Origin of the sequence: Pseudomonas sp. TNT3, assembly GCF_010095445.2 — a bacterium.
Lineage (GTDB): Bacteria > Pseudomonadota > Gammaproteobacteria > Pseudomonadales > Pseudomonadaceae > Aquipseudomonas.
On sequence record NZ_WFGV02000075.1, the window covers coordinates 1 to 20,565 of the forward strand.

Consider the following 20,565-nt stretch of genomic DNA (forward strand, 5'->3'; position numbering starts at 1 on the left):
CTCGTTAGCGGGAGGCGAATTCTACAGCGTTACTCGCTGCTGTCAACACCTCTTTTTCAACTCCTTTCGCGCTTCGATGACCTGAAGCAACTCACTGCCGAAAACTGCGTAACTCTTTGTTTACCAATCAGTTTTCCGTTTCGACTGCGCTGGAAGTGGGGCGAATTATAGACATCCTGAATCTGCCGTCAAGCACTGATTTTGCTTTTCTATCAGAAGCTTTGAATTTCCTCTTATATATAGACGCAGCCGTGTCGAATGCGCAGTATATTGCCCAACGCCAGATCAACTTCCTCGTTTCAACCTTGGACGATGCCATTTAATGAATGACCAACCCCGTAACCTCGCCTCCACCCTGTTCTCGGTTGGCCTGCTACTTATAGCCATGGCGTCGATCCAGTCTGGTGCTTCCCTGGCCAAAAGTATGTTCCCGATTGTGGGCGCTCAAGGGACCACCACCCTGCGGCTGATTTTTGCCAGCGTGATCATGCTGCTGATATTGCGCCCGTGGCGCGCGAAGCTCACCTCGAAATCACTGCGCACTGTCATTGTCTATGGAATGGCGCTGGGAGGGATGAACTTCCTCTTCTATATGTCCTTGCGAACCGTGCCGCTGGGGATTGCCGTCGCTCTGGAGTTCACCGGTCCACTGGCTGTTGCGATCTACGCTTCGCGTCGGGCAATCGACTTCCTGTGGATCGCCCTTGCCGCTGCCGGATTGCTGCTATTGATACCTACCGGTGCAACAAGCGCCGGTATTGATCTGACAGGTGCCGGGTATGCATTGGGTGCTGGTGTCTGCTGGGCCATCTACATTCTTTACGGACAAAAAGCTGGTGCCGACAACGGTGTGCAAACCGCCGCCTTGGGCGTGATGATTGCCGCACTGTTCGTAGCCCCTATCGGAATCGTACATGCGGGCGCAGCATTGTTGACGCCGTCATTGATTCCCGTCGCCATCGGCGTCGCCATTCTCTCCACTGCCCTGCCCTATACCCTGGAGATGGTTGCCCTCACACGGATGCCCGCTCGGACCTTCGGAACACTTATGAGCATTGAACCCGCGTTCGGAGCGTTGTCAGGCCTTTTGTTCCTCCATGAGTTCCTCTCGCTGTCACAGTGGATGGCTATCATGTGCATCATTCTGGCTTCCGTAGGTGCAACGTTGACCATGGGTAGCAACGCCAAGCCCGCAGTAGCCGCTGATTGACACAGGTTTTGACAAGGGTCTGGTATTTGTCGCGCAATTAGGCCATGTTTAGCCCCGAAACCCAGTGCTAGGCATGGAAATTCAAGGATTGGGATATCAAAACGCTTCAAGCAAAAGCGAACGCAGTCAGACCCGGGCGATAGACTCGGGGACGCTATAAGGACAGCAATGAAACGAATTTTGGTAATGATCGCCGTACTCGCAATTGCGGGCTGCGCGGCGACATCGAAAACCCAGGTCAAGCACGGCAAAAAAGGGCTGCACATCAACTGTTCGGGGCTGTCATCCTCTTGGGACAAGTGCTACACCAGCGCCGCTAACTCGTGCGCACCCAAAGGCTACAAGGTCATCGCCAAGTCCGGGGATACCGTTGAGGAGCCAGGTGACTATCCCTTCGGCCTGAACCCGGCCGGTTATGCCAGTCGCAGCATGATCGTCATCTGCAAATAGCCAGACTCGACATAAGCGAGTCACGCGATCTGACGGCAAATTTCGTCGTAACTGGATTTCAGTACGGTGCGCTGCACCTCGGGAGTGGCCAACATCCGCGCCACAACCAGCGCGCCGATGCATTGCGAAAGAATGGCCCACGCAAGGCTGTCGCTTTCCAGGGTCAGCGCCCAGTTTTTCTGAAGCCGGCAAATCCAGCTCTCCGCCTGCTGACGAACCATCAAATCCGAGCGGGCAATCTCCGCCCCCAGCGCGGGCAGCGCGCAGCCAGACTCCGGACTTTCGACATGGGCCATGCTCAGGTAATGTTTGAGGCATCGCTCAAGTCGCTCTCGCCCCTGATCCACTTCCAATCGCGCCAGGCTCTGGGACAGTTCATGTTCCACGATCGAAGCAAACAGTTCATCTTTTGAAGAGAAGTGACTGTAGAACGCCCCGCCGCTCAAACCGATTGCCTTCATCAGGCCATCAACGCCCACCGTAGAAAAACCTGACTTCTTGGCCGATACAGCACTGCTTTGCAGCAACTTCTCTTTGGTTTCCAGCTTATGGTTGGCCGAGTAACGCATTGCCCTGTCCTCAAAATTGATCGTCTTGACGCATGCCGGATCGTAGCATAACGTTCGTTTAGTTAACGATCGTTTACCAAAGAGAACCGTCATGAATAATAAGAAGGTCGTACTGGTTGTGGGTGCAGGTGACGCCACTGGCGGCGCCATTGCCAAGCGCTTTGCTCAAGAAGGGTTCATCGCCTGTGTGACGCGTCGAAGCGCGGACAAGCTTCAGCCTCTGGTCGATGCCATTCAGGCAACAGGTGCCGAGGCTCATGGTTTCGCCTGTGATGCCCGCAAGGAAGAAGATGTCGTGGCGCTGGTTGAGCAGATTGAAAGCCAGATCGGCCCAATCGAAGCGTTCGTATTCAACATCGGCGCGAACGTGCCGTGCAGCATTCTTGAGGAAACCGCTCGCAAGTATTTCAAGATCTGGGAGATGGCCTGTTTTTCAGGATTTCTCAATGGGCGCGAAGTCGCCAAGCGCATGGCCCAGCGTCAGCGCGGCACAATTCTGTTCACCGGTGCAACAGCAGGGCTGCGTGGGGCCGCAGGATTTGCGGCGTTCGCCGGTGCCAAGCACGGCATACGCGCACTGGCCCAGAGCATGGCCCGCGAACTGGGGCCGATGAATATTCATGTTGCCCACGTGGTCGTCGACGGCGCCATCGACACCGATTTCATTCGCACCAGTTTCCCTGAAAAATACGCCACCAAGGACCAGGACGGCATTCTCAACCCCGAACACATCGCCGAAAATTATTGGTACCTGCACAGCCAACCCCGAGACGCCTGGACCTTCGAACTGGACCTGCGCCCCTGGAACGAACGCTGGTAAGCCCTCCCCCACAATAAAAAGCAGAGAGCATCGACCATGAGCAAAACCGTGGAGTTCTTTTTCGACCTCGGAAGCCCCGCCACTTACCTGGCTTATACCCAGCTACCGAAAATCTGCAAGCAAACCGACAGCCAGCTGAAGTACATCCCCATGCTATTGGGAGGTGTCTTCAAAGCAACGGGCAATGCCTCGCCAGCGACCATTCCGGCCAAGGGCAGCTATATGTTTCAAGACCTGGACCGGTATGCAAAGCGCTACGGCGTACCGTTGAAGTTCAATCCGCACTTCCCCATCAACACACTGATGCTGATGCGCGCCGTCACCGGCATGCAGTTGCACCATCCCGAGCGTTTTCAGGCATTCATCGACTGCCTGTTTCAGGCTCTCTGGGTTGAAGGTCGAAGCCTTGATGATCCGGCGACCGTCGCGTCAGTGCTGACTGAGCACGGCTTCGATCCGAATGAAGTACTGGCGCTGACAGCGGATGAAAACGTGAAAAACGCACTCAAAAACAACACCGAGACCGCCGTGCGTCGAGGGGTATTCGGCGCCCCGAGCATGTTTGTCGATGACCAGCTCTTCTTCGGACAGGATCGACTCGACTTCGTGCTTGAAGCATTGAGTTAACAGCTCCACAGCACGGAGGCAGGTGCTACAAACAGCGCCTGCCCCCTTATCCATCAGATAGCGGCAGTACGCGTGTTCAACCACTCGAGAGCGGCGCCATCGAGCAACGGGCTCAAACGCTCGCGCACTTCAGCGTGATAAGCGTTGAACCACTGCTTTTCGTCTTCCGTCAGCAACGACGGCTCCAGGCAGCGAGTGTCGATCGGGCACAGGGTCAAGGTTTCGAATTTCAGGAACTCACCGAACTCGCTCTTGCCCGCCTCACGATTCAACACCAGGTTCTCAATGCGCACACCCCAGCGACCAGGGCGGTAAGTGCCCGGCTCGATGGACGTGATCATGCCCGGCTGCATGGCGGTTTGCGGCGCAGCAGCGGCCTGATAGGCAATGACCTGCGGACCTTCATGCACGTTGAGGAAGTAGCCGACGCCATGGCCGGTACCGTGACCGTAATCGACGCTCTCGGCCCAGATTGGCGCGCGGGCAATCGAGTCGAGCAGCGGCGAAAGAATGCCACGCGGGAATTGCGCACGGGACAACGCAATAACCCCCTTCAGCACGCGTGTGCAATCACGCTTCTGCTCTTCGGTCGGGTTACCGACCGGTACCATGCGCGTGATGTCCGTCGTGCCGCCCAGGTACTGGCCACCCGAGTCGATCAACAACAGACCATCGCCCTCGATCACCGCGTGCTCTTCTTCGGTGGCGTGATAGTGCGGCATCGCGCCATTCGCGTTAAACGCCGCAATGGTGTTGAAACTCAGCGAGACATAATCCGGACGTCGGGTACGCGCCGCCGTCAGGTGCTCGTCGATGGTCAGTTCGGTAATGCGCTCACGCCCCCACGCCGATTCCAGCCAGGTGAAGAACTCGCACAGCGCCGCACCATCCTGCTCCATTGCCCGACGGATGTGCTCGGCATCGGCCAGGCTTTTCTGCGATTTGGCCAACGTCGTCGGGTTCAAACCTTCGACCAGCTTCACGCCGCTGTCCAGGTGACCCAGCAAGCCGGCGGTCACTCGCGCCGGATCGACTTGCAGGCTCGAACCACTCGGCACCGCTTTCAACGCTTCGGCCACTTCGCTGTAGTCACGCAGGGTGACGCCGTCCTTCTCGAGGATCGCACGCAACTGCGCGCTGACTTTACTCAGCGCCACAAACAGCGTGGCCTGCTGCTGGCTGATCAATGCGAAGGACACAAACACCGGGTTGAACGACACATCCCCCCCGCGCAAGTTGAACAGCCACGCAATGTCATCGAGGGTCGCAATGAAATGCCAGTCAGCGCCACGCTCCTTCAATACTTCGCGCAGCTTGGCGAGTTTCTCTCCACGACTGACCGTTGCCTGAGGCGGCAAATGTTGATAGATCGGCTCATCAGGCAGGCTTGGCCGGTCACCCCACACCGCACTCAACAAATCGATATCAGTGCGCAGACGTGCGCCGCGCTCTTCGAGTTTCCCACCCAATGTGCGCGCCGAGGCCACCGCCATCACGGCGCCGTCCACCGCAACCACACCACCCTTCGGTGTTTGCTCCGCGAGCCATTCCAGTGGGCCGGGCTGACCCGGTTGCAGCTTGACCAGTTCAATGCCGCTGCCGTTCAGTTCCTTGGTTGCCTGCTCCCAGTAGCGGCTGTCAGCCCAGACACCGGCGAAGTCTGGCGTGACAATCAGGGTACCCACAGAGCCATGAAAGCCCGACAACCACTGCCGCCCTTGCCAGTAACCCGGCAGGTATTCCGACAGATGCGGGTCAGCCGACGGCACCAGCAAGGCGTGAATGCCCTCCCGGCTCATCAGCTCACGGGTTTGCGCCAGGCGCTGGGGCACTGACCCATTGATCGAAGGCTGCGTACTCATCATGTCTCCTGCTAATCACGTATTCATTATTGTGTGAGTGCTGATCCAGGCCAGCACCTTATGGGACTACTGCCAGAATGCCGGAGCACTGGCGCAGGCCGCTTTTATCAGATCAACCGCCTGGTCGATGTCCTGCCCGGTGGTAAATCGGCCGAGGCTCAAGCGAATGGTGCGACTCGCCGAGCGCGCGTCGTGCCCCAGCGCCAGCAACACATGAGAAGGTGAATTACTCGCGGAATTACAGGCCGACGTCGCGGAGAACGCGATGGAATGGCTTAAAGCCGTGGAATTGAATTCACCGTCACTGAACGTCAGGCTCAACGTGTGAGGAATACGCTGAGTGGCGCTGCCGTTAAGGCGAACGCCTGGAATACTCAACAACTGCTCAAGCAAGCGTTCACGTAATCGAGCAATGGTGGCTTTCTCTTCGTCGAACAGCTGCGCCGCCAACTCGAATGCCACACCCATCGCAGCAATCTGATGCGTGGCCAATGTGCCAGAACGCAAACCACCTTCATGCCCGCCGCCGTGAATCTGGGCCTGCAAACGCTCCCGGGCACGAGGACCGACATACAACGCACCGATGCCCTTGGGCCCGTAAATCTTGTGGGCCGAAAACGACATCAAATCCACCGGCAACTGCGCCAGGTCGATCACTACCTTGCCCGCACCTTGCGCCGCATCCACATGGAACAACGCGTCACGGGCGCGAACGATCTCGCCGATGCTCGCCATGTCGTTGACCGTGCCCAGTTCATTGTTGACCAGCATCAGCGACACCAGAAAGGTGTCGTCGCGCATGGCTTCGCTGACGGCTTGTGGAGTGATGATGCCTTCGGCGTTCGGCACCAGATAAGTCACCGCAACACCGGCGTCCTGCAACTGTTTGGCCGTATCAAGAATTGCCTTGTGCTCAATCTGGCTGGTGATGACATGGCCACCGGCAATTCCGCGAGCCTGGGCCACGCCCTTGAGCGCGAGATTGTTGGATTCGGTGGCACCGGACGTCCAGATGATCTGATCAGGCTGGGCGCCGACCAGTGTTGCGACTTGTCCCCGTGCGTGCTCGACCGATTGCCGGGCTTGTTGCCCGAACGCGTGGGAGCTGGACGCCGGATTGCCGAAGTTGCCGGTAAAACCCAGGCACTCGACCATGACCTTGATAACTCGCTCATCCACCGGCGTGGTGGCGGCGTAATCGAAATATAACGGACGTGTATTCATAAAAAGACTCGCAGAGCGTGTTCCGGGATCAGGAGGCTCGTCACAGAAACGTCAAAGCGCAGCCTCGTGAGCTGCGCCGATATTCCGGAACGTCAGAAATACCTGATCGGAGGCCGTTAAAGAAGAACAACTTCATTAAAAGTGCGTAGGAACGCTCCTGAAGTCGAGCTTAACAGGCATCGGGTAACCGGTTGAAGCAATGCGTCAGCTAAAGCTTTCGAGCAGCAACGGATACAGCGACACCACCAGCAGCGCGGCCATGCCCCAGTTGAACACCCGCAACCAGCGGCGATCTTTCAGCACGTTGCGCAATAGCGTCCCACAAGCTGCCCAAACCCCGACGCTCGGCAGGTTGATCAGCGCGAACACCGCCGCAATCACAATCACATTGGTGAAGTAACCCTGCATCGGCGTGTAGGTGCTGATGGCTCCGATGGCCATGATCCAGGCTTTGGGATTCACCCACTGGAACGCCGCCGCGCCAAGATAACTGATGGGTTTGCTTTCACCCTTATCAGTATCGGAGACCGGTCCGGAATGGGCGATTTTCCACGCCAGGTACAGCAAATAAGCGGCACCGACGTACCGCAACACGGTGTAGAGGAGTGGATAAGTCTGGAACACCGCGCCCAGGCCGAAACCCACGGCCAGCACCAGTACAAAGAATCCGCAGGTAATGCCGAGCATATGGGGGATAGTGCGGTTAAAGCCGAAGTTAACACCCGATGCCAGCAACATGGTGTTGTTCGGACCGGGCGTAATTGAAGTCACCAGGGCAAACAGTGCAAAGCCCAGCAGCAGATCGAGGGAGAGGGTCATCGGTGGCAGTCCATCAAGGGCAATCAGGTATTGACCCTATCGCACCCCCTGAAGGAAACCCACGCACAGTTGCACAAAACTTCGAGCGGTACAGTCGCTCAGCTTGGACGGCCATGGAGTTGCACGGCGCGCTCAGCGTTCATTTCGCCCTGCTTGTCGAAACTGAAGGATTTCTGCGGCTGGCCCAGCAATGCGGCTTTCTTCGCGTGATATTCGTCGAAAGACAAACCGCGACGATTCAACTCTTCCATCGCCAATTGCCGACTTTCTTCGGCAGTGTACGGTCGCAATTCCGGTGAAACATGACTGGCACATCCCGCGAGAACGGAGATTGCGAGCAACAGGAAAGTGGCGATTAAAGGTTTCATGATCTGGCGTCCTGGCAACTGGGTTCGAGGCAATGAACACAGGCTACTCGCGCCCCTCGATGGGCAGAAATCAACGCTCTCGATAGTGGGTATCGGGATAAACGTCCAGGCTCGCGGATTAACTTTTTAACGCCCCTCATTTATTCCATAACGATCTATAAATATCTTTTATCGATATTTTGAGGAATAACCAGAAGCCTTTATAACAGTCACATCGCTTCACACACTGTTGCCCAGGCAACTGTTTGCCACGCAACAGTGATTCGACAAACAGCCCTTCAAATCGAACAGCATCCACCGAGTCGTGCGCTGAAAGCCCCGGATAACCGGGCTCCCATGGATTGGTACAGCTCTTGCTCAAGGCCAGTGACTACTCACTGCTCCCTGAGCAACTGTTTAAAAAGGAACCGATCATGTCGCGCCCATTGAAAGTCGTAGCCCTCTCCGGCGGTACCTGGCGTCCGTCGCGCACCCTGGTGCTCACGCAGGCCTTGCTGGCACAACTGTCAGAGCATCTGCCGATCGAAAGCAAACTGATCGAACTGGGCGACATCGCCCGGTCACTGGGTGCGGCGTTGTCTCGCCAGGAACTGACTGCCGACGTCGAAAGCCAACTGCAAGCCATCGAAAACGCTGATCTGCTGATCGTTGCCGCGCCGGTCTTCCGCGGCTCCTATCCCGGGTTGCTCAAGCATCTGTTCGACCTGATCGACCTCAATGCGTTGATCGACACCCCCGTCCTGCTGGCGGCCACTGGCGGCAGCGAACGTCATGCACTGGTGCTCGATCACCAGCTGCGACCGCTGTTCAGCTTCTTCCAGGCCCTGACGTTGCCGATCGGCGTTTACGCTACCGAGGCCGACTTTACCCACTACCAAATAACCAGTGAGCCCTTGAAGGCCCGCATTCGTCTTGCTGCAGAACGCGCTGCGCCTTTGTTCGGCGTGCACCCTAAAAATCTGCTGAAAATCGCTTAAGGATCTCTTCATGGATGTTTTCTGGTTCCTGCCGACCCACGGCGATGGCCACTACCTGGGTACCACTCAAGGCGCTCGCCCGGTAACGCTCAACTACCTCAAACAAGTGGCCCAGGCCGCTGACAGCCTCGGTTACCACGGAGTGCTGATTCCCACCGGACGTTCCTGCGAAGACTCGTGGGTCATCGCATCGGCGCTGGTTCCGCTGACCGAACGCCTTAGGTACCTCGTAGCGATCCGCCCCGGCATCATCTCGCCGACGGTGTCTGCACGGATGGCAGCCACCCTGGATCGACTGTCTGGAGGGCGGTTGCTGATCAACGTCGTGACCGGCGGCGATCCGGATGAGAACCGGGGCGACGGCAGCTTCCTCGATCACAGTGAACGTTATGAAGTGACCGACGAGTTTCTGAAAATCTGGCGCCGCGTATTGCAAGGCGAATCGGTGGATTTCGAAGGCAAACACCTGCGCGTGCAAAACGCCAAGGCGCTGTATCCACCGGTGCAGAAACCGTACCCGCCGCTGTACTTCGGTGGCTCTTCCGACGCTGCCCACGATCTCGCGGCCGAGCAGGTAGACGTCTACCTGACGTGGGGCGAACCGCCGGCCGCCGTGGCGGAAAAAATCGCCGATGTGCGTGAGCGTGCAGCGCGTCACGGTCGCACGGTGAAATTCGGGATTCGCCTGCATGTCATCGTTCGCGAGACCGCGCAAGAGGCCTGGAAAGCCGCCGACAAACTCATCGAGCACATCAGCGACGAAACCATCCAGGCGGCACAGAAGTCGTTTTCACGCTTCGATTCCGAAGGTCAACGACGCATGGCCGCGTTGCACGACGGACGCCGCGACAACCTGGAAATCGCGCCCAACCTGTGGGCCGGTGTCGGTCTGGTACGCGGTGGCGCCGGGACCGCGCTGGTGGGCGATCCACAGCAAGTCGCGGCACGGATAAAGGAATACGCGGACCTTGGCATCGAGAGTTTCATTTTCTCTGGTTATCCACACCTCGAAGAGGCTTATCGCTTTGCCGAGTTGGTGTTCCCGCTTCTGCCTGAGCCCTATGCGAGCCTGGCCGGTCGCGGCGTCACCAACCTCACCGGGCCGTTTGGCGAAATGATCGCCAATGACGTACTGCCAAGCAAAGCCACGGCCTGACACCAGCAACTGGTTCCCAACGGTAGGAGGTGTAGGAGCTGCCGCAGGCTGCGATCTTTTGATCTTGTATTCAAAACAACGTCAAAAGATCGCAGCCTCGTTTCACTCGACAGCTCCTACACAGCTCCAACAGGGAAGCACAACGACTCAAAGGAATTTTCGCGTGACTGCCAAGCCGCAAAGTGCCCTGATATCACCCTTGCAGACCGCCCGCCAACTCGCGGCGCAGTTCGCATTGACCGCCGTCGAACGGGACGAACGCGGTGGTACGCCTAAAGCCGAGCGTGACGCCCTGCGCGAAAGCGGTCTGCTCGCATTAAGCATTCCCACCCAGTACGGCGGCCTCGGCGCCAGCTGGAGTGAAACCCTGACGGTGGTGCGCGAGTTCGCCAAGGTCGACAGTTCGATCGCCCATGTTTTCGGCTTCCATCACCTGATGCTTGCCACCGTGCGCCTGTTCGCCAAGCCCGAACAATGGCAACCGTGGTTCGAACAGACTGCCCGCAAGAACTGGTTCTGGGGTAACGCGCTCAACCCGCTGGACACCCGCACCGTGGTGAAAAAACTCGATGGCTGGCGCGAGTTTTCCGGCAAAAAAAGCTTCTGCTCCGGCGCCAGCGATTCACAAATGCTGATCGCCTCCGCCGTCGACGAAAGTGCCGGCGGCAAATTGCTGATCGCCGCCATCCCCAGCGGTCGCAGTGGAATTACCCTGCATAACGACTGGAACAACATAGGCCAGCGCCAGACCGACAGCGGCAGCGCCACCTTCGAACGTGTGCGGGTCGAAGAGTCGGAGCTGCTGCTGGACCCGGGCCCTTTAAGCACACCGTTCGCCTGCCTGCGGCCGTTGATCGCCCAGCTAACCTTCACCCACATGTTCCTGGGCATTGCCGAAGGTGCTTTCGAGGAGGCGCGGGAATACACCCTGACCGAGACACGCCCCTGGCACAAATCCAGTACCCAGGATGTGCGTCAGGACCCCTATGTGCTCGGTCACTACGGCGAGTTCTGGGTGGCGCTCGAAGGCGTTCGGTTACTGGTCGAACGTGCCGCCGAACTGCTCGACAAGGCGTGGGCCAAAGGTCCACAGCTCAGCGCCGAAGAACGTGGACACCTGGCCATTGCGATCGCCACTGCCAAGGTCGCGGCCACGCGCAATGGCCTGGAACTGTGTAGCCGAATGTTTGAGGTGACCGGTGCACGCTCGACCCACGCCTCCCTGCGGCTCGACCGCCACTGGCGCAACCTGCGTACGCAAACCCTGCACGACCCGGTGGATTACAAACTCCATGAACTGGGTGACTGGGCGCTGAACCAGTCCCTGCCCGTTCCGACTTTCTATTCATAAACCGCCATTCATGGAGCGAACCCCATGCAACTGCTGACCTTACCGCCCTCGCCCGCGCTGGCCACCTCGATCCGTGCCACCGCGCAGGTGTTCGAAGACCCTAAATCCCAAGCCTTGCTCGCGCACTTGCAGCAGGTCGCGCCGAGTGAAGCCAGCGTGCTGATCATCGGTGAAACCGGCACCGGCAAAGAGCTGGTGGCGCGGCACATTCATAACCTCAGCGCCCGGCGGAACCGGCCCTTCGTGGCGGTGAACTGCGGTGCATTCTCCGAATCCCTCGTCGAGGCTGAACTGTTCGGCCACGAAAAAGGCGCGTTTACCGGCGCGCTGAGCGCCAAGGCCGGATGGTTCGAAGAAGCCGATGGCGGCACCTTGTTCCTTGACGAAATCGGCGATCTGCCGATGGCCATACAGGTCAAGTTGCTGCGAGTATTGCAGGAACGCGAAGTGGTACGCCTGGGTTCGCGCAAGAGCATTCCCATCAACGTACGCGTACTGGCGGCGACCAACGTCCAACTGGAAAAAGCCATCAATGCCGGGCACTTTCGTGAAGACCTGTACTACCGACTCGACGTGGTCAGCCTGGAACTGAGCCCGTTGCGCGATCGTCCGGGCGATATCCTGCCGCTGACCCGGCACTTCGTTGAAGCCTACAGTCAGCGCCTCGGCTACGGCACCATCACCGTCAGCAAAGAGGCCGAGTTGAAACTGCGCAGCTACAGTTGGCCGGGCAACATCCGCGAGCTGGAAAACGTCATTCACCATACCCTGCTGATCTGCCGCAACGGCGTGATCGAGCGCGATGATTTGCGTCTGTCGAACATGCGTATCGAGCGTCAGGACGATTACAACAGCGGCATCGACGATTCACCGGAAGCCTTGCTCGAGCGGGCTTTTCAAAAGCTTTTCGAGGAACAGGCCGGGGCATTGCATGAAAAAGTCGAAGACGCCTTGTTGCGCGCAGCCTATCGCTTCAGCCACTACAACCAGGTGCACACGGCGGCGCTGCTTGGGCTGAGTCGCAACGTCACGCGCACACGACTGATCAAGATCGGCGAGCTGGCCGTTAACAAGCGCCGCCCCACGGAAAACCTTCAGGGTGAACGCTTGATGCAGTTGTCGATCTAGGCGCTCTTCCGCCTTAGTGCACCAGATTGCAGTGCAGCGCGTTGTCATGACTGCGTTCCAGACTGTGCACCACCTGGAACGAGCCGAAGGTCACGGTTCTCGCCTGATGAGCGAGGATCAACTGCAAGAAATCCTGTTCGCCGCTTTCAAAACTCTGGAAGGCGGCCTCACCCGCCTCGCGGGACTGCCATTGCAGGAAATTGAGCACGCGCCGGCCGTCATCACTGGCCTGGATACTGGCACTCAGAAACCCGTTGTAGCCCTGGGCCAGGCGCTCGGTTTGTGCCGACAGCGCGGACACCAGTGCGGGCTGTTGATGGGGCTCGATCTCAAATTCGATCAACTGGGTAAAACTGCGATTTTTCTCTGATACGTGCATGAAAAGCCCCCACTTTGCGTAAGCCCGATCTAACGATCCGAAGGCCTGCAGGGTAAAACCTCTAGTTAAGTCAAGGTCAAGAGGCATTTTTCAAAAATAGCGGCAAAGGAATAGAGAGTTCCTGTGGCGAGGGCGCTTGCTCCCTCGCCACAGGTTTCAATTCAGCCCGAAATTTTTTGGAACAGCATTACCCCTTCAAGGAGCTGCCGAAGGTTGCGATCTTTTGATCCTGATTTCTTAAAACCCAAAATTCAGAAACCAGCTCAAAAAATCGCAGCCCTCAGCAACGCCTACTATATTTAATCCCTCGTGAATCGTTGTCTCACAACCAACAGGGAGAACCGCCATGAGCGTCAAACCCATCCCGGAGGGCTATCACAGCATTACCCCCTACCTGGGCATTAAAAAAGCAGCCGAAGCCATCGAGTTCTACAAAAAAGCCTTCGGCGCCACCGAAGTCATGCGCCTGTCCATGCCCGACGGCGGCATCGGCCACGCCGAACTGCGCATAGGCGATTGTCCGATCATGCTGGGCACACCCTGTGATCAGGGACCGTTGAGCAATCCGGACCAATCCCCATCCGTCGGCCTGCACCTGTATGTCACGGATGTCGACACGTCCTATAAACAGGCGATTGCCGCCGGCGGCACTGTGGTGTCCGAGGTCAAGGATCAGTTTTACGGTGATCGGTCCGGGACCTTGAAGGACCCGTATGGGCATCTGTGGTTTCTGGCCACACGCAAGGAGGATTTGACTCAGGAACAGATTGAACAGCGGGCGAAGGAGATGTTTCAGCAGGGTTGATATCGGCGGCGCGTCTAATGGCCTCATCGCGAGCAGGCTCACTCCCACAATGGATCGGTGTGAACCAGATCCTGTGGGAGCGGGCTTGCCCGCGATGAGGGTCTACGGGGCACCACAAAACCCGTTGAACACACTTCATGAACAATCCCACCACGCTTCGCACCTTGCCCTGACCGCCCGACGCTTTCAGGATGCTGGCAATCAAAACAAGGAGGCGCCCTCATGTTTGCCGGTTTCCTGAAAGACCAACGCCACGTCAACGGCGTGGACATCGCCTACCGGATCGGAGGGAGCGGGCTAGGCTTGTTGTTACTGCACGGCCACCCGCAAACCCATGTCATCTGGCACAAGGTCGCCGAGCAACTGGCCCGGCATTTCACCGTGGTCGCCGCCGATCTGCGCGGTTACGGAGACAGCAGCAAGCCGCCCGCCAACGAACACCACACCCACTACAGCAAACGCGAGATGGCCAGGGACGGTGTGGCGCTGATGCAGTCCTTGGGCTTCGAACAATTTTCCGTGCTGGCCCACGACCGTGGCGCCCGCGTCGCCCATCGCCTGGCGCTGGATAACCCCGATGCGGTGCAACGCATGGTGCTGCTCGACATCGCGCCCACCCTGGCGATGTACGCACAAACCAACGAAGCGTTTGCCCGCGCGTATTGGCACTGGTTCTTCCTGATCCGCCCCGCCCCCTTGCCGGAAACCCTGATCGAGGCCGATCCCGAAGCCTATTTGCGCAGTGTGATGGGCAGCCGCAGCGCCGGCCTCGAACCCTTCACGCCAGACGCTTTTGCCGAGTACCTGCGCTGCCTGAAACTGCCGGGCACCGCGCGCGGTATCTGCGAGGATTACCGCGCCAGTGCCAGCATCGACCTGGAGCATGACCGCGCCGACATCGACGCCGGTCATCACCTGGATCTGCCACTACTGGTGTTGTGGGGCGCCGACGGCACAGTCGGGCGCTGCTTCGAGCCCCTCAAGGAATGGCAACACGTAGCCACCAACGTTCGTGGCAAAGCCTTGCCTGCCGGCCACTACATCGCTGAGGAAGCCCCCGAACTGCTGCTCGCCGAAGCCCTGAAATTCTTGCTCTGACACGCTTTATCGGAATACGAAACATTTACTTTCATTTTCAGGTTCGGGATTTCTGATTCTCATTCGTCTTATATAGATGCAGTCGGCCCGCGTAGGCAAAAGCCACGGACGGACTTTTCAAGGACCCAACGCTGGGAAGCCCGCAGCAGAGGGCCCTCTCATCGATACAAGACTTAAATCATGTCGAAGAAATCCCGCTCCAAACTCTGGTTTCTGGTCCATAGCTGGCTGGCACTGCCGATCTGGTTTTTCGTATTGATCGTGTGCGTGACCGGCACACTGGCGGTGGTGAGCCAGGAAATCGTCTGGCTGACCAACCCGCAAATGCGCGCCAGCCAACCGTCCGACGATGCGCCCCTGCTCAACTACGACCAGATCATCGCCGCGATCAAGAAGGCCGAGCCTGACACGCTGGTCGAAGACATCAGCCGTCCCGATGAATCGCACTTCGCCCTCGACGTAAACGTCAGCTACCCCGACGGGCGGTCGGTGACGGTCTACGTCAACCCGTACACCGGGGTCATTCAGGGCACGGCGCCACAATTCAATTTCAAGGCGTTTACCCGGGCACTGCATGGCTGGTGGCTGGTGCCGTTCACCAACGGTTATAGCTGGGGCTGGTACCTGGTGTCATTCCTGAGCCTGCCGTTGCTGGCCTCATTGGTGACCGGGCTGGTGGTGTACAAGAAATTCTGGAAAGGCTTCCTCAAACCCACCCTGCGCATCCGGCACGGCGCGCGGATTTTCTGGGGTGATTTCCACCGTCTCAGCGGCATCTGGTCGATCTGGTTCATCGCGGTGATTTCCGTCACCAGTACCTGGTTCCTGATCGAGGCCTTCATGTTCGACAACCAGGTGTCGATCTCCACCGCGCCAGTTGCGCTGGTGGTGCCCCGCGAGAGCGTACCGGTCAGCGCCGACGGATCGCCTGCGCCGATGATCAGCCTGCAGACCGCAATTGCTGAAGCCAAGGAGCGCATTCCCGGCCTGGACGACAGCTTCGTCAGCCTGCCCGCCAACGCCTACAGCTACCTGACCGTGGGCGGACGCAGCTGGTACCCGTTGATGTTCCAGACCGCCGACATCAACCCCTACAACGGCGAAGTCGCCTCCACCCGCTTGCTGTCGGATCGCTCCGGTCTGGAGCTGGTGACCGAGTCCATGCGCCCCCTGCATACCGGCGACTTCGGCGGCTTGTGGATCAAGCTGATCTGGTTCTTCTTCGGTTTGCTCCTGAGCATGATGGTCCTCAGCGGACTGCTGATCTGGACCAAACGCACCGCCCTGGCCACGGCCAACGCCTTGAAACGTGAAAACAAGCGTTCACGGGTGCAACCAACTGAACAGCCAGTCACCCACCGCGAAACCACGGAGGTGAGCCAATGAGCCTGCACGTTGCGGATAAACCCTCCTCGAAGCTGAGCCGTTTCTGGCACAAATGGCGCTTCCACATCAACGTTCTGTTACTGCTGGTTCCACTCGGTTTCATGCCCAAGTATTTCGCCGACGCCGCGCTGTTTCGAGGCGATGTCGGGCTGGGTGAGCGCGAAGCCGGCGAAGTGCAGGTCGGGCCATGGAGCCTGCGCCTGGCGGAACTGCGCAATGAAGCACCGCGACTCGATGGTCCGGCCGGCTACATGAAAAGCTTCAATGCGGCGCTGTGCGACAGCTGCCGCGATCAGGTCAAGGCGACTTACCTGCGTATCGGCAAACCCCGCAGCCTGCGCGCCGCCGGGGTGATTTTCTTCGGCACCCCGTACCGCATGGGTGCGATGGTCCCGATCCCGGAAAAGACCAAACCCGATGCTGAGCTGTGGATCACCATGGAAGGCTGGGACGGCGCGATGCACCAGGCATCCATGCCCTTGAGTCAGGCATCCCCCGCCACCGTCGAGTGGCTGAACAAACAAGGAGGCAAACCATGAATTTTCGTCATATCACCCCCCTGTTGCTGGTGCTGAGCGCCGGTTTCAGCGCCAGCGCGCTGGCCCACAACCCGATGTGCGAGTGCAAGGCGATCGACGCCGAACAGATCGAGTGCACCGGCGGCTTTTCCGATGGTAGCGGCGCACCGGGCGTCACCCTGGACGTGATCGGCTACGACGAGACTATTCTGGTACCCGGCAAGCTCGGTGCCGATTCGAAGATGACCTTCAAGAAACCCGGCGCCGAGTTCTACGTGCTGTTCGATGCGGGCCCGGGCCACGTGGTCGAAATCGACCAAGCGGATATCCAGGTCCCATGAGTACGCCCACCACTCACGTTGTCCGCCCGGCAGGCGCCGGCCATGAAACCCTCTATGTGCTGCTCTTGTGCCTGATGATCCTGGCGGTGGCCGGTACGGTTGTCGCCTGGCGCCACGAGTCGCAGGAAGTGAGCGCTGTCAGCAGCCATCAACTGGATGCGCGCCGCGACTTGAGCGCCTCCGAGCAAGGCATCTATGCCGACCTGCGGGTGACCCTGGACGAGATCCATCTGCTGCGTCAGGAAGCGCAATCCCTGCCAACCCCTGCCGTCCTCGCGGATGAAGGTTTCGCGCCGTTCGCCCAGGACGCCAGCTCCGTCAGCCGTGGCGGCCATGCCTGGCAATTGCTCGAGGCCAAGGCTTATTTCGGTCAGAGCCAGGCTCCGGAAGTCGCCGGTTCGTTCCTGATGCGCCTGACCGCTGAGGACGATGCACCGGACATCTGGCTCAACCGCGACAAAGCCCTCGCTGCGCCGACCGACCTCGCTGACAGCGCGCTGGAAAGCGCCGGCTGGCAGCAGATCGTCGCGCAATTCGATGCCGGCGTGACCCGCCAGCATCGGCACTGAACCCTCGCCTTCACCCGAGAGAAGACCGCTTCCCCATGCCAATTTCATCTCAACGTTCAATCTTTCGCGTGTTGCTGGTGGGCCTGCTGGCTTGCCTGCTGACACCCATGGCGAGTGCCGAAGAGGCCAAGCGCCTGCGCATCGGCATCACCTTGCACCCTTATTACAGCTACGTGGCGAACATCGTCGGCGACAAGGCCGAAGTGGTGCCGCTGATCCCGGCCGGCTTCAACCCGCATGCCTACGAGCCTCGCGCCGAAGACATCAAGCGCATCAGTGGGCTGGACGTGGTTGTGCTTAACGGCGTCGGTCATGACGACTTCGCCGACCGCATGATCGCCGCCAGCGAGACGCCGAACGTTCCGGTGATCGAAGCCAACGAAAACGTCCCGCTGCTGGCGGCCACCGGTGTGGCGGCCCGGGGTGCCGGCAAGGTGGTCAACCCGCACACGTTCCTGTCAATCAGCGCGTCGATCGCTCAGGTCAACAACATTGCCCGCGAGCTGGGCAAGCTCGATCCGGCCAACGCCAAGACCTACACCCAGAACGCCCGCGCCTACGGCAAACGCCTGCGGAAGATGCGCGCCGACGCCCTGGCGAAACTGACCGAGGCGCCGAACGCCGAACTGCGCGTCGCCACGGTGCACGCGGCTTACGATTACCTGCTGCGTGAATTCGGCCTGGAAGTCACTGCTGTGGTCGAACCCGCTCACGGGATCGAGCCAAGCCCGAGCCAATTGAAAAAGACCATCGATCAACTACGGGAACTGGACGTGAAGGTGATCTTCTCGGAGATGGATTTCCCGTCCAGCTACGTCGACACCATTCAGCGCGAATCCGGTGTGAAACTGTATCCGCTGTCGCACATTTCCTACGGCGAATACACCGCTGACAAGTACGAAAAAGAAATGACCGGCAACCTCAATACGGTGGTCCGGGCCATTCAGGAGTCCGGCGCATGACCGCCCAGGAAACCCTCATCGCCCAAAGCGCCGGCCCGACCCTGGATTTCGCCGACGTCAGCCTGACGCTGGGCCGCACCATCATTCTCGATAACGTGACCTTCCAGGTCCAGCCCGGCAGCGTCCATGCGCTGGTAGGCCCCAACGGTGGCGGCAAGAGTTCGCTGATCAAGACGTTGCTAGGACAAATGCCCCATCAAGGCCGCTTGAGCCTGCTATGGCCAGATGCACCAGGGATCATCGGCTATGTCCCGCAAGCGCTGGAGTTCGACCGAGGTTTGCCCATGACCGTGGACGATTTCATGGCGGCCATGTGTCAGCGGCGCCCGGCGTTTCTCGGTGTCAGCAAGCGCTACGCGGCGGCCATCGGTGAAGCGCTGGAACGCGTCGGCATGCAGGACAAGCGCAAACGGCGCATGGGCGCGCTGTCCGGTGGCGAACGCCAGCGGGTGTTGCTGGCACAAGGGCTGATTCCAGCGCCGCAGTTGCTCGTGCTCGATGAACCGATGTCGGCACTCGACGAAGCAGGCATCCGGGTGTTCGAGCGATTGCTTGGGGACTGGCGACGAAGCGGGATCACCGTGCTATGGATCGAACATGACCTGGAAGCCGTCGGACGCTTGGCGGATCGCGTCACCGGGCTCAATCGTCGGGTGCTATTCGATGCCACGCCGAAGGAAGCGCTGACCCCGGAACGATTGCTGACCCTGTTTTCGACCCATCCACGGAGCGCTGCCTCATGAGTTATGAAGCCTTTCGTTTGATGATTCAGGGCTGGGCGTCTTCGGGTTACCTGCCCGAGGCGCTGGCTTACGGATTCGTGGTCAATGCACTGCTGGCCGGTCTGTTGATCGGCCCGGTGCTGGGTGGCCTGGGCACGCTGGTGGTGGTCAAGCGCTTCGCGTTTTTCTCCGAAGCGGTGGGTCACGCGGCCCTGACCGGCGTGGCCGTTGGCATCCTCTTGGGCGAACCTTACACCGGGCCTTATGGCAGCCTCTTCGGTTACTGCCTGCTGTTCGGCATTCTGCTTAACTACCTGCGCAACCGCACCGGATTGTCCCCGGATACGCTGATTGGGGTGTTCCTTTCCGTGTCGCTGGCACTGGGCGCCAGCCTGTTGTTGATCCTGGCCGGCAAGATCAACGTGCACATCCTCGAAAACGTATTGTTCGGCTCGGTACTGACGGTCAACGGCAACGATCTGCTGGTGTTGGCCATCGTCGGCTCACTGGTCATGGCGCTGGCCTTGCCGCTGTACAACCGCATCATGCTCGCCAGTTTCAACCCGCAACTGGCCGCCGTTCGCGGTGTGGCGGTGAAGACCCTGGATTACCTGTTCGTGATCCTGGTGACCTTGATCACCGTGGCCGCCGTGAAAGTCATCGGCGCGATTCTCGTCGGTGCCCTGCTGGTGATTCCGGCGGCAGCCGCCCGTTTGCTCAGCCAGTCGCTCAAGGGGTTTTTCTGGTGCTCGGTGCTGATCGCCACGGTCAGCACGCTGTGCGGCATCCTGGCACCGATTGTCTTCGACCTGCCCATCCCGTCCGGCGCCGCAATTATTCTGGTGGCCGGTATCGCCTTCGCCCTGGCGGCTATCGCCCGTGGCGTCGTCCCAAGCCTGAAAGGGAACCTCGGATAAATGTCTTTTTCTCTGCGTCAACTGACCCTGGCCGTTGCCCTGTGTGGGCTGGTCAACCCCACCTTCGCCGCTGACAAACCGCTACGCGTTCTGGCGTCTTTGCCGATCACCTACGGCCTGGGCGACGTTTTGCTCAAAGGCACCGATGTGCAACTTGAACGCGCCGCGCCAGCCAATCTGCCCGGTAGCCGTCAGACAGCCTACTTCACGGGCCGTGGCGCACCGGCGCTGGCCAAACTGGCGACCGACGCCGATGCCGTGATCGGTCTGCGCTCGCTGTGGCCGGACGACCCGCTGTACCCGGTTT

23 protein-coding genes and 1 pseudogene are annotated in these 20,565 nt (G+C 59.2%); 18 read left to right on the forward strand and 6 right to left on the reverse strand.

The window, feature by feature from the left end; genetic code table 11:
• Positions 1 to 322 precede the first annotated feature (322 nt).
• Positions 323 to 1,210, forward strand: coding sequence for a threonine/homoserine exporter RhtA (gene rhtA / locus GBC55_RS27195; RefSeq protein WP_162440675.1), 888 nt, complete (start codon positions 323 to 325; stop codon positions 1,208 to 1,210).
• Positions 1,211 to 1,378: 168 nt separating this feature from the next.
• Complete coding sequence (locus GBC55_RS27200; RefSeq protein WP_162440676.1) at positions 1,379 to 1,660, forward strand: hypothetical protein; 282 nt, start codon at positions 1,379 to 1,381, stop codon at positions 1,658 to 1,660.
• Between the two features lie 20 nt (positions 1,661 to 1,680).
• Here GBC55_RS27200 and GBC55_RS27205 read toward each other — a convergent pair whose 3' ends face one another.
• Positions 1,681 to 2,229: a TetR/AcrR family transcriptional regulator gene (locus GBC55_RS27205; protein WP_162440697.1), complete on the reverse strand. Its 549-nt coding sequence runs from the start codon at positions 2,227 to 2,229 to the stop codon at positions 1,681 to 1,683.
• 91 nt (positions 2,230 to 2,320) lie between these two features.
• On the opposite strand from GBC55_RS27205, the gene GBC55_RS27210 reads away from it, so the two are divergent.
• Complete coding sequence (locus tag GBC55_RS27210; RefSeq protein WP_162440677.1) at positions 2,321 to 3,049, forward strand: SDR family oxidoreductase; 729 nt, start codon at positions 2,321 to 2,323, stop codon at positions 3,047 to 3,049.
• 36 nt (positions 3,050 to 3,085) lie between these two features.
• A complete protein-coding gene (locus GBC55_RS27215) occupies positions 3,086 to 3,676 on the forward strand; it encodes a 2-hydroxychromene-2-carboxylate isomerase (protein WP_162440678.1) in 591 nt (196 codons plus the stop codon).
• 53 nt (positions 3,677 to 3,729) lie between these two features.
• Here the strand turns inward: GBC55_RS27215 and GBC55_RS27220 are convergent, their stop codons facing one another.
• From GBC55_RS27220 to GBC55_RS27235, 4 genes are all read right to left on the reverse strand, one after another.
• Positions 3,730 to 5,538 (reverse strand): aminopeptidase P family protein, encoded by a 1,809-nt coding sequence (locus GBC55_RS27220; protein ID WP_162440679.1) that lies wholly within the window; start codon positions 5,536 to 5,538, stop codon positions 3,730 to 3,732.
• A 66-nt stretch (positions 5,539 to 5,604) separates the two neighbouring features.
• A complete protein-coding gene (locus tag GBC55_RS27225) occupies positions 5,605 to 6,762 on the reverse strand; it encodes an aminotransferase class V-fold PLP-dependent enzyme (protein WP_162440680.1) in 1,158 nt (385 codons plus the stop codon).
• Positions 6,763 to 6,966: 204 nt separating this feature from the next.
• Positions 6,967 to 7,581: a LysE family translocator gene (locus GBC55_RS27230; RefSeq protein WP_162440681.1), complete on the reverse strand. Its 615-nt coding sequence runs from the start codon at positions 7,579 to 7,581 to the stop codon at positions 6,967 to 6,969.
• Positions 7,582 to 7,679: 98 nt separating this feature from the next.
• The gene (locus tag GBC55_RS27235; protein WP_162440682.1) at positions 7,680 to 7,949 is read right to left on the reverse strand and encodes a hypothetical protein; all 270 of its coding nucleotides are present in this window, start codon (positions 7,947 to 7,949) and stop codon (positions 7,680 to 7,682) included.
• Positions 7,950 to 8,362: 413 nt separating this feature from the next.
• Here GBC55_RS27235 and msuE point away from each other — a divergent pair, with 413 nt between their 5' ends.
• From msuE to GBC55_RS27255, 4 genes are all read left to right on the forward strand, one after another.
• Complete coding sequence (gene msuE, locus GBC55_RS27240) at positions 8,363 to 8,926, forward strand: FMN reductase (protein WP_162440683.1); 564 nt, start codon at positions 8,363 to 8,365, stop codon at positions 8,924 to 8,926.
• A gap of 10 nt (positions 8,927 to 8,936) precedes the next feature.
• The gene (gene ssuD / locus GBC55_RS27245) at positions 8,937 to 10,082 is read left to right on the forward strand and encodes an FMNH2-dependent alkanesulfonate monooxygenase (protein WP_162440684.1); all 1,146 of its coding nucleotides are present in this window, start codon (positions 8,937 to 8,939) and stop codon (positions 10,080 to 10,082) included.
• Between the two features lie 163 nt (positions 10,083 to 10,245).
• Positions 10,246 to 11,433, forward strand: a complete 1,188-nt coding sequence (locus GBC55_RS27250; RefSeq protein ID WP_162440685.1) for an acyl-CoA dehydrogenase family protein — start codon at positions 10,246 to 10,248, stop codon at positions 11,431 to 11,433.
• Between the two features lie 24 nt (positions 11,434 to 11,457).
• Complete coding sequence (locus tag GBC55_RS27255; protein ID WP_162440686.1) at positions 11,458 to 12,561, forward strand: sigma-54 dependent transcriptional regulator; 1,104 nt, start codon at positions 11,458 to 11,460, stop codon at positions 12,559 to 12,561.
• 13 nt (positions 12,562 to 12,574) lie between these two features.
• Here the strand turns inward: GBC55_RS27255 and GBC55_RS27260 are convergent, their stop codons facing one another.
• Complete coding sequence (locus GBC55_RS27260) at positions 12,575 to 12,940, reverse strand: antibiotic biosynthesis monooxygenase (RefSeq protein ID WP_162440687.1); 366 nt, start codon at positions 12,938 to 12,940, stop codon at positions 12,575 to 12,577.
• A gap of 346 nt (positions 12,941 to 13,286) precedes the next feature.
• Between GBC55_RS27260 and GBC55_RS27265 the strand changes: the two genes are divergently transcribed.
• From GBC55_RS27265 to GBC55_RS27310, 10 genes and pseudogenes are all read left to right on the forward strand, one after another.
• Complete coding sequence (locus GBC55_RS27265) at positions 13,287 to 13,745, forward strand: VOC family protein (RefSeq protein ID WP_162440688.1); 459 nt, start codon at positions 13,287 to 13,289, stop codon at positions 13,743 to 13,745.
• 222 nt (positions 13,746 to 13,967) lie between these two features.
• Positions 13,968 to 14,843, forward strand: a complete 876-nt coding sequence (locus tag GBC55_RS27270) for an alpha/beta hydrolase (RefSeq protein WP_162440689.1) — start codon at positions 13,968 to 13,970, stop codon at positions 14,841 to 14,843.
• Positions 14,844 to 15,023: 180 nt separating this feature from the next.
• A complete protein-coding gene (locus GBC55_RS27275; RefSeq protein ID WP_162440690.1) occupies positions 15,024 to 16,229 on the forward strand; it encodes a PepSY domain-containing protein in 1,206 nt (401 codons plus the stop codon).
• Positions 16,226 to 16,768: a thiamine pyrophosphate-binding protein gene (locus GBC55_RS27280; RefSeq protein WP_162440691.1), complete on the forward strand. Its 543-nt coding sequence runs from the start codon at positions 16,226 to 16,228 to the stop codon at positions 16,766 to 16,768. Before GBC55_RS27275 ends, GBC55_RS27280 begins: the two co-directional genes overlap by 4 nt.
• Positions 16,765 to 17,088, forward strand: a complete 324-nt coding sequence (locus tag GBC55_RS27285) for a hypothetical protein (RefSeq protein WP_162440692.1) — start codon at positions 16,765 to 16,767, stop codon at positions 17,086 to 17,088. The genes GBC55_RS27280 and GBC55_RS27285 overlap by 4 nt, the downstream gene beginning before the upstream one ends.
• Positions 17,085 to 17,657: a DUF6162 family protein gene (locus GBC55_RS27290; protein ID WP_162440693.1), complete on the forward strand. Its 573-nt coding sequence runs from the start codon at positions 17,085 to 17,087 to the stop codon at positions 17,655 to 17,657. The genes GBC55_RS27285 and GBC55_RS27290 overlap by 4 nt, the downstream gene beginning before the upstream one ends.
• A 35-nt stretch (positions 17,658 to 17,692) precedes the next feature.
• Positions 17,693 to 18,619: a metal ABC transporter substrate-binding protein gene (locus tag GBC55_RS27295; RefSeq protein ID WP_162440694.1), complete on the forward strand. Its 927-nt coding sequence runs from the start codon at positions 17,693 to 17,695 to the stop codon at positions 18,617 to 18,619.
• A complete protein-coding gene (locus GBC55_RS27300) occupies positions 18,616 to 19,362 on the forward strand; it encodes a metal ABC transporter ATP-binding protein (protein ID WP_162440695.1) in 747 nt (248 codons plus the stop codon). Before GBC55_RS27295 ends, GBC55_RS27300 begins: the two co-directional genes overlap by 4 nt.
• Positions 19,359 to 20,258: a metal ABC transporter permease gene (locus GBC55_RS27305; protein ID WP_162440696.1), complete on the forward strand. Its 900-nt coding sequence runs from the start codon at positions 19,359 to 19,361 to the stop codon at positions 20,256 to 20,258. The genes GBC55_RS27300 and GBC55_RS27305 overlap by 4 nt, the downstream gene beginning before the upstream one ends.
• Positions 20,259 to 20,565, forward strand: a pseudogene (locus tag GBC55_RS27310) (metal ABC transporter substrate-binding protein); the annotation flags it as partial. It abuts the gene before it with no gap.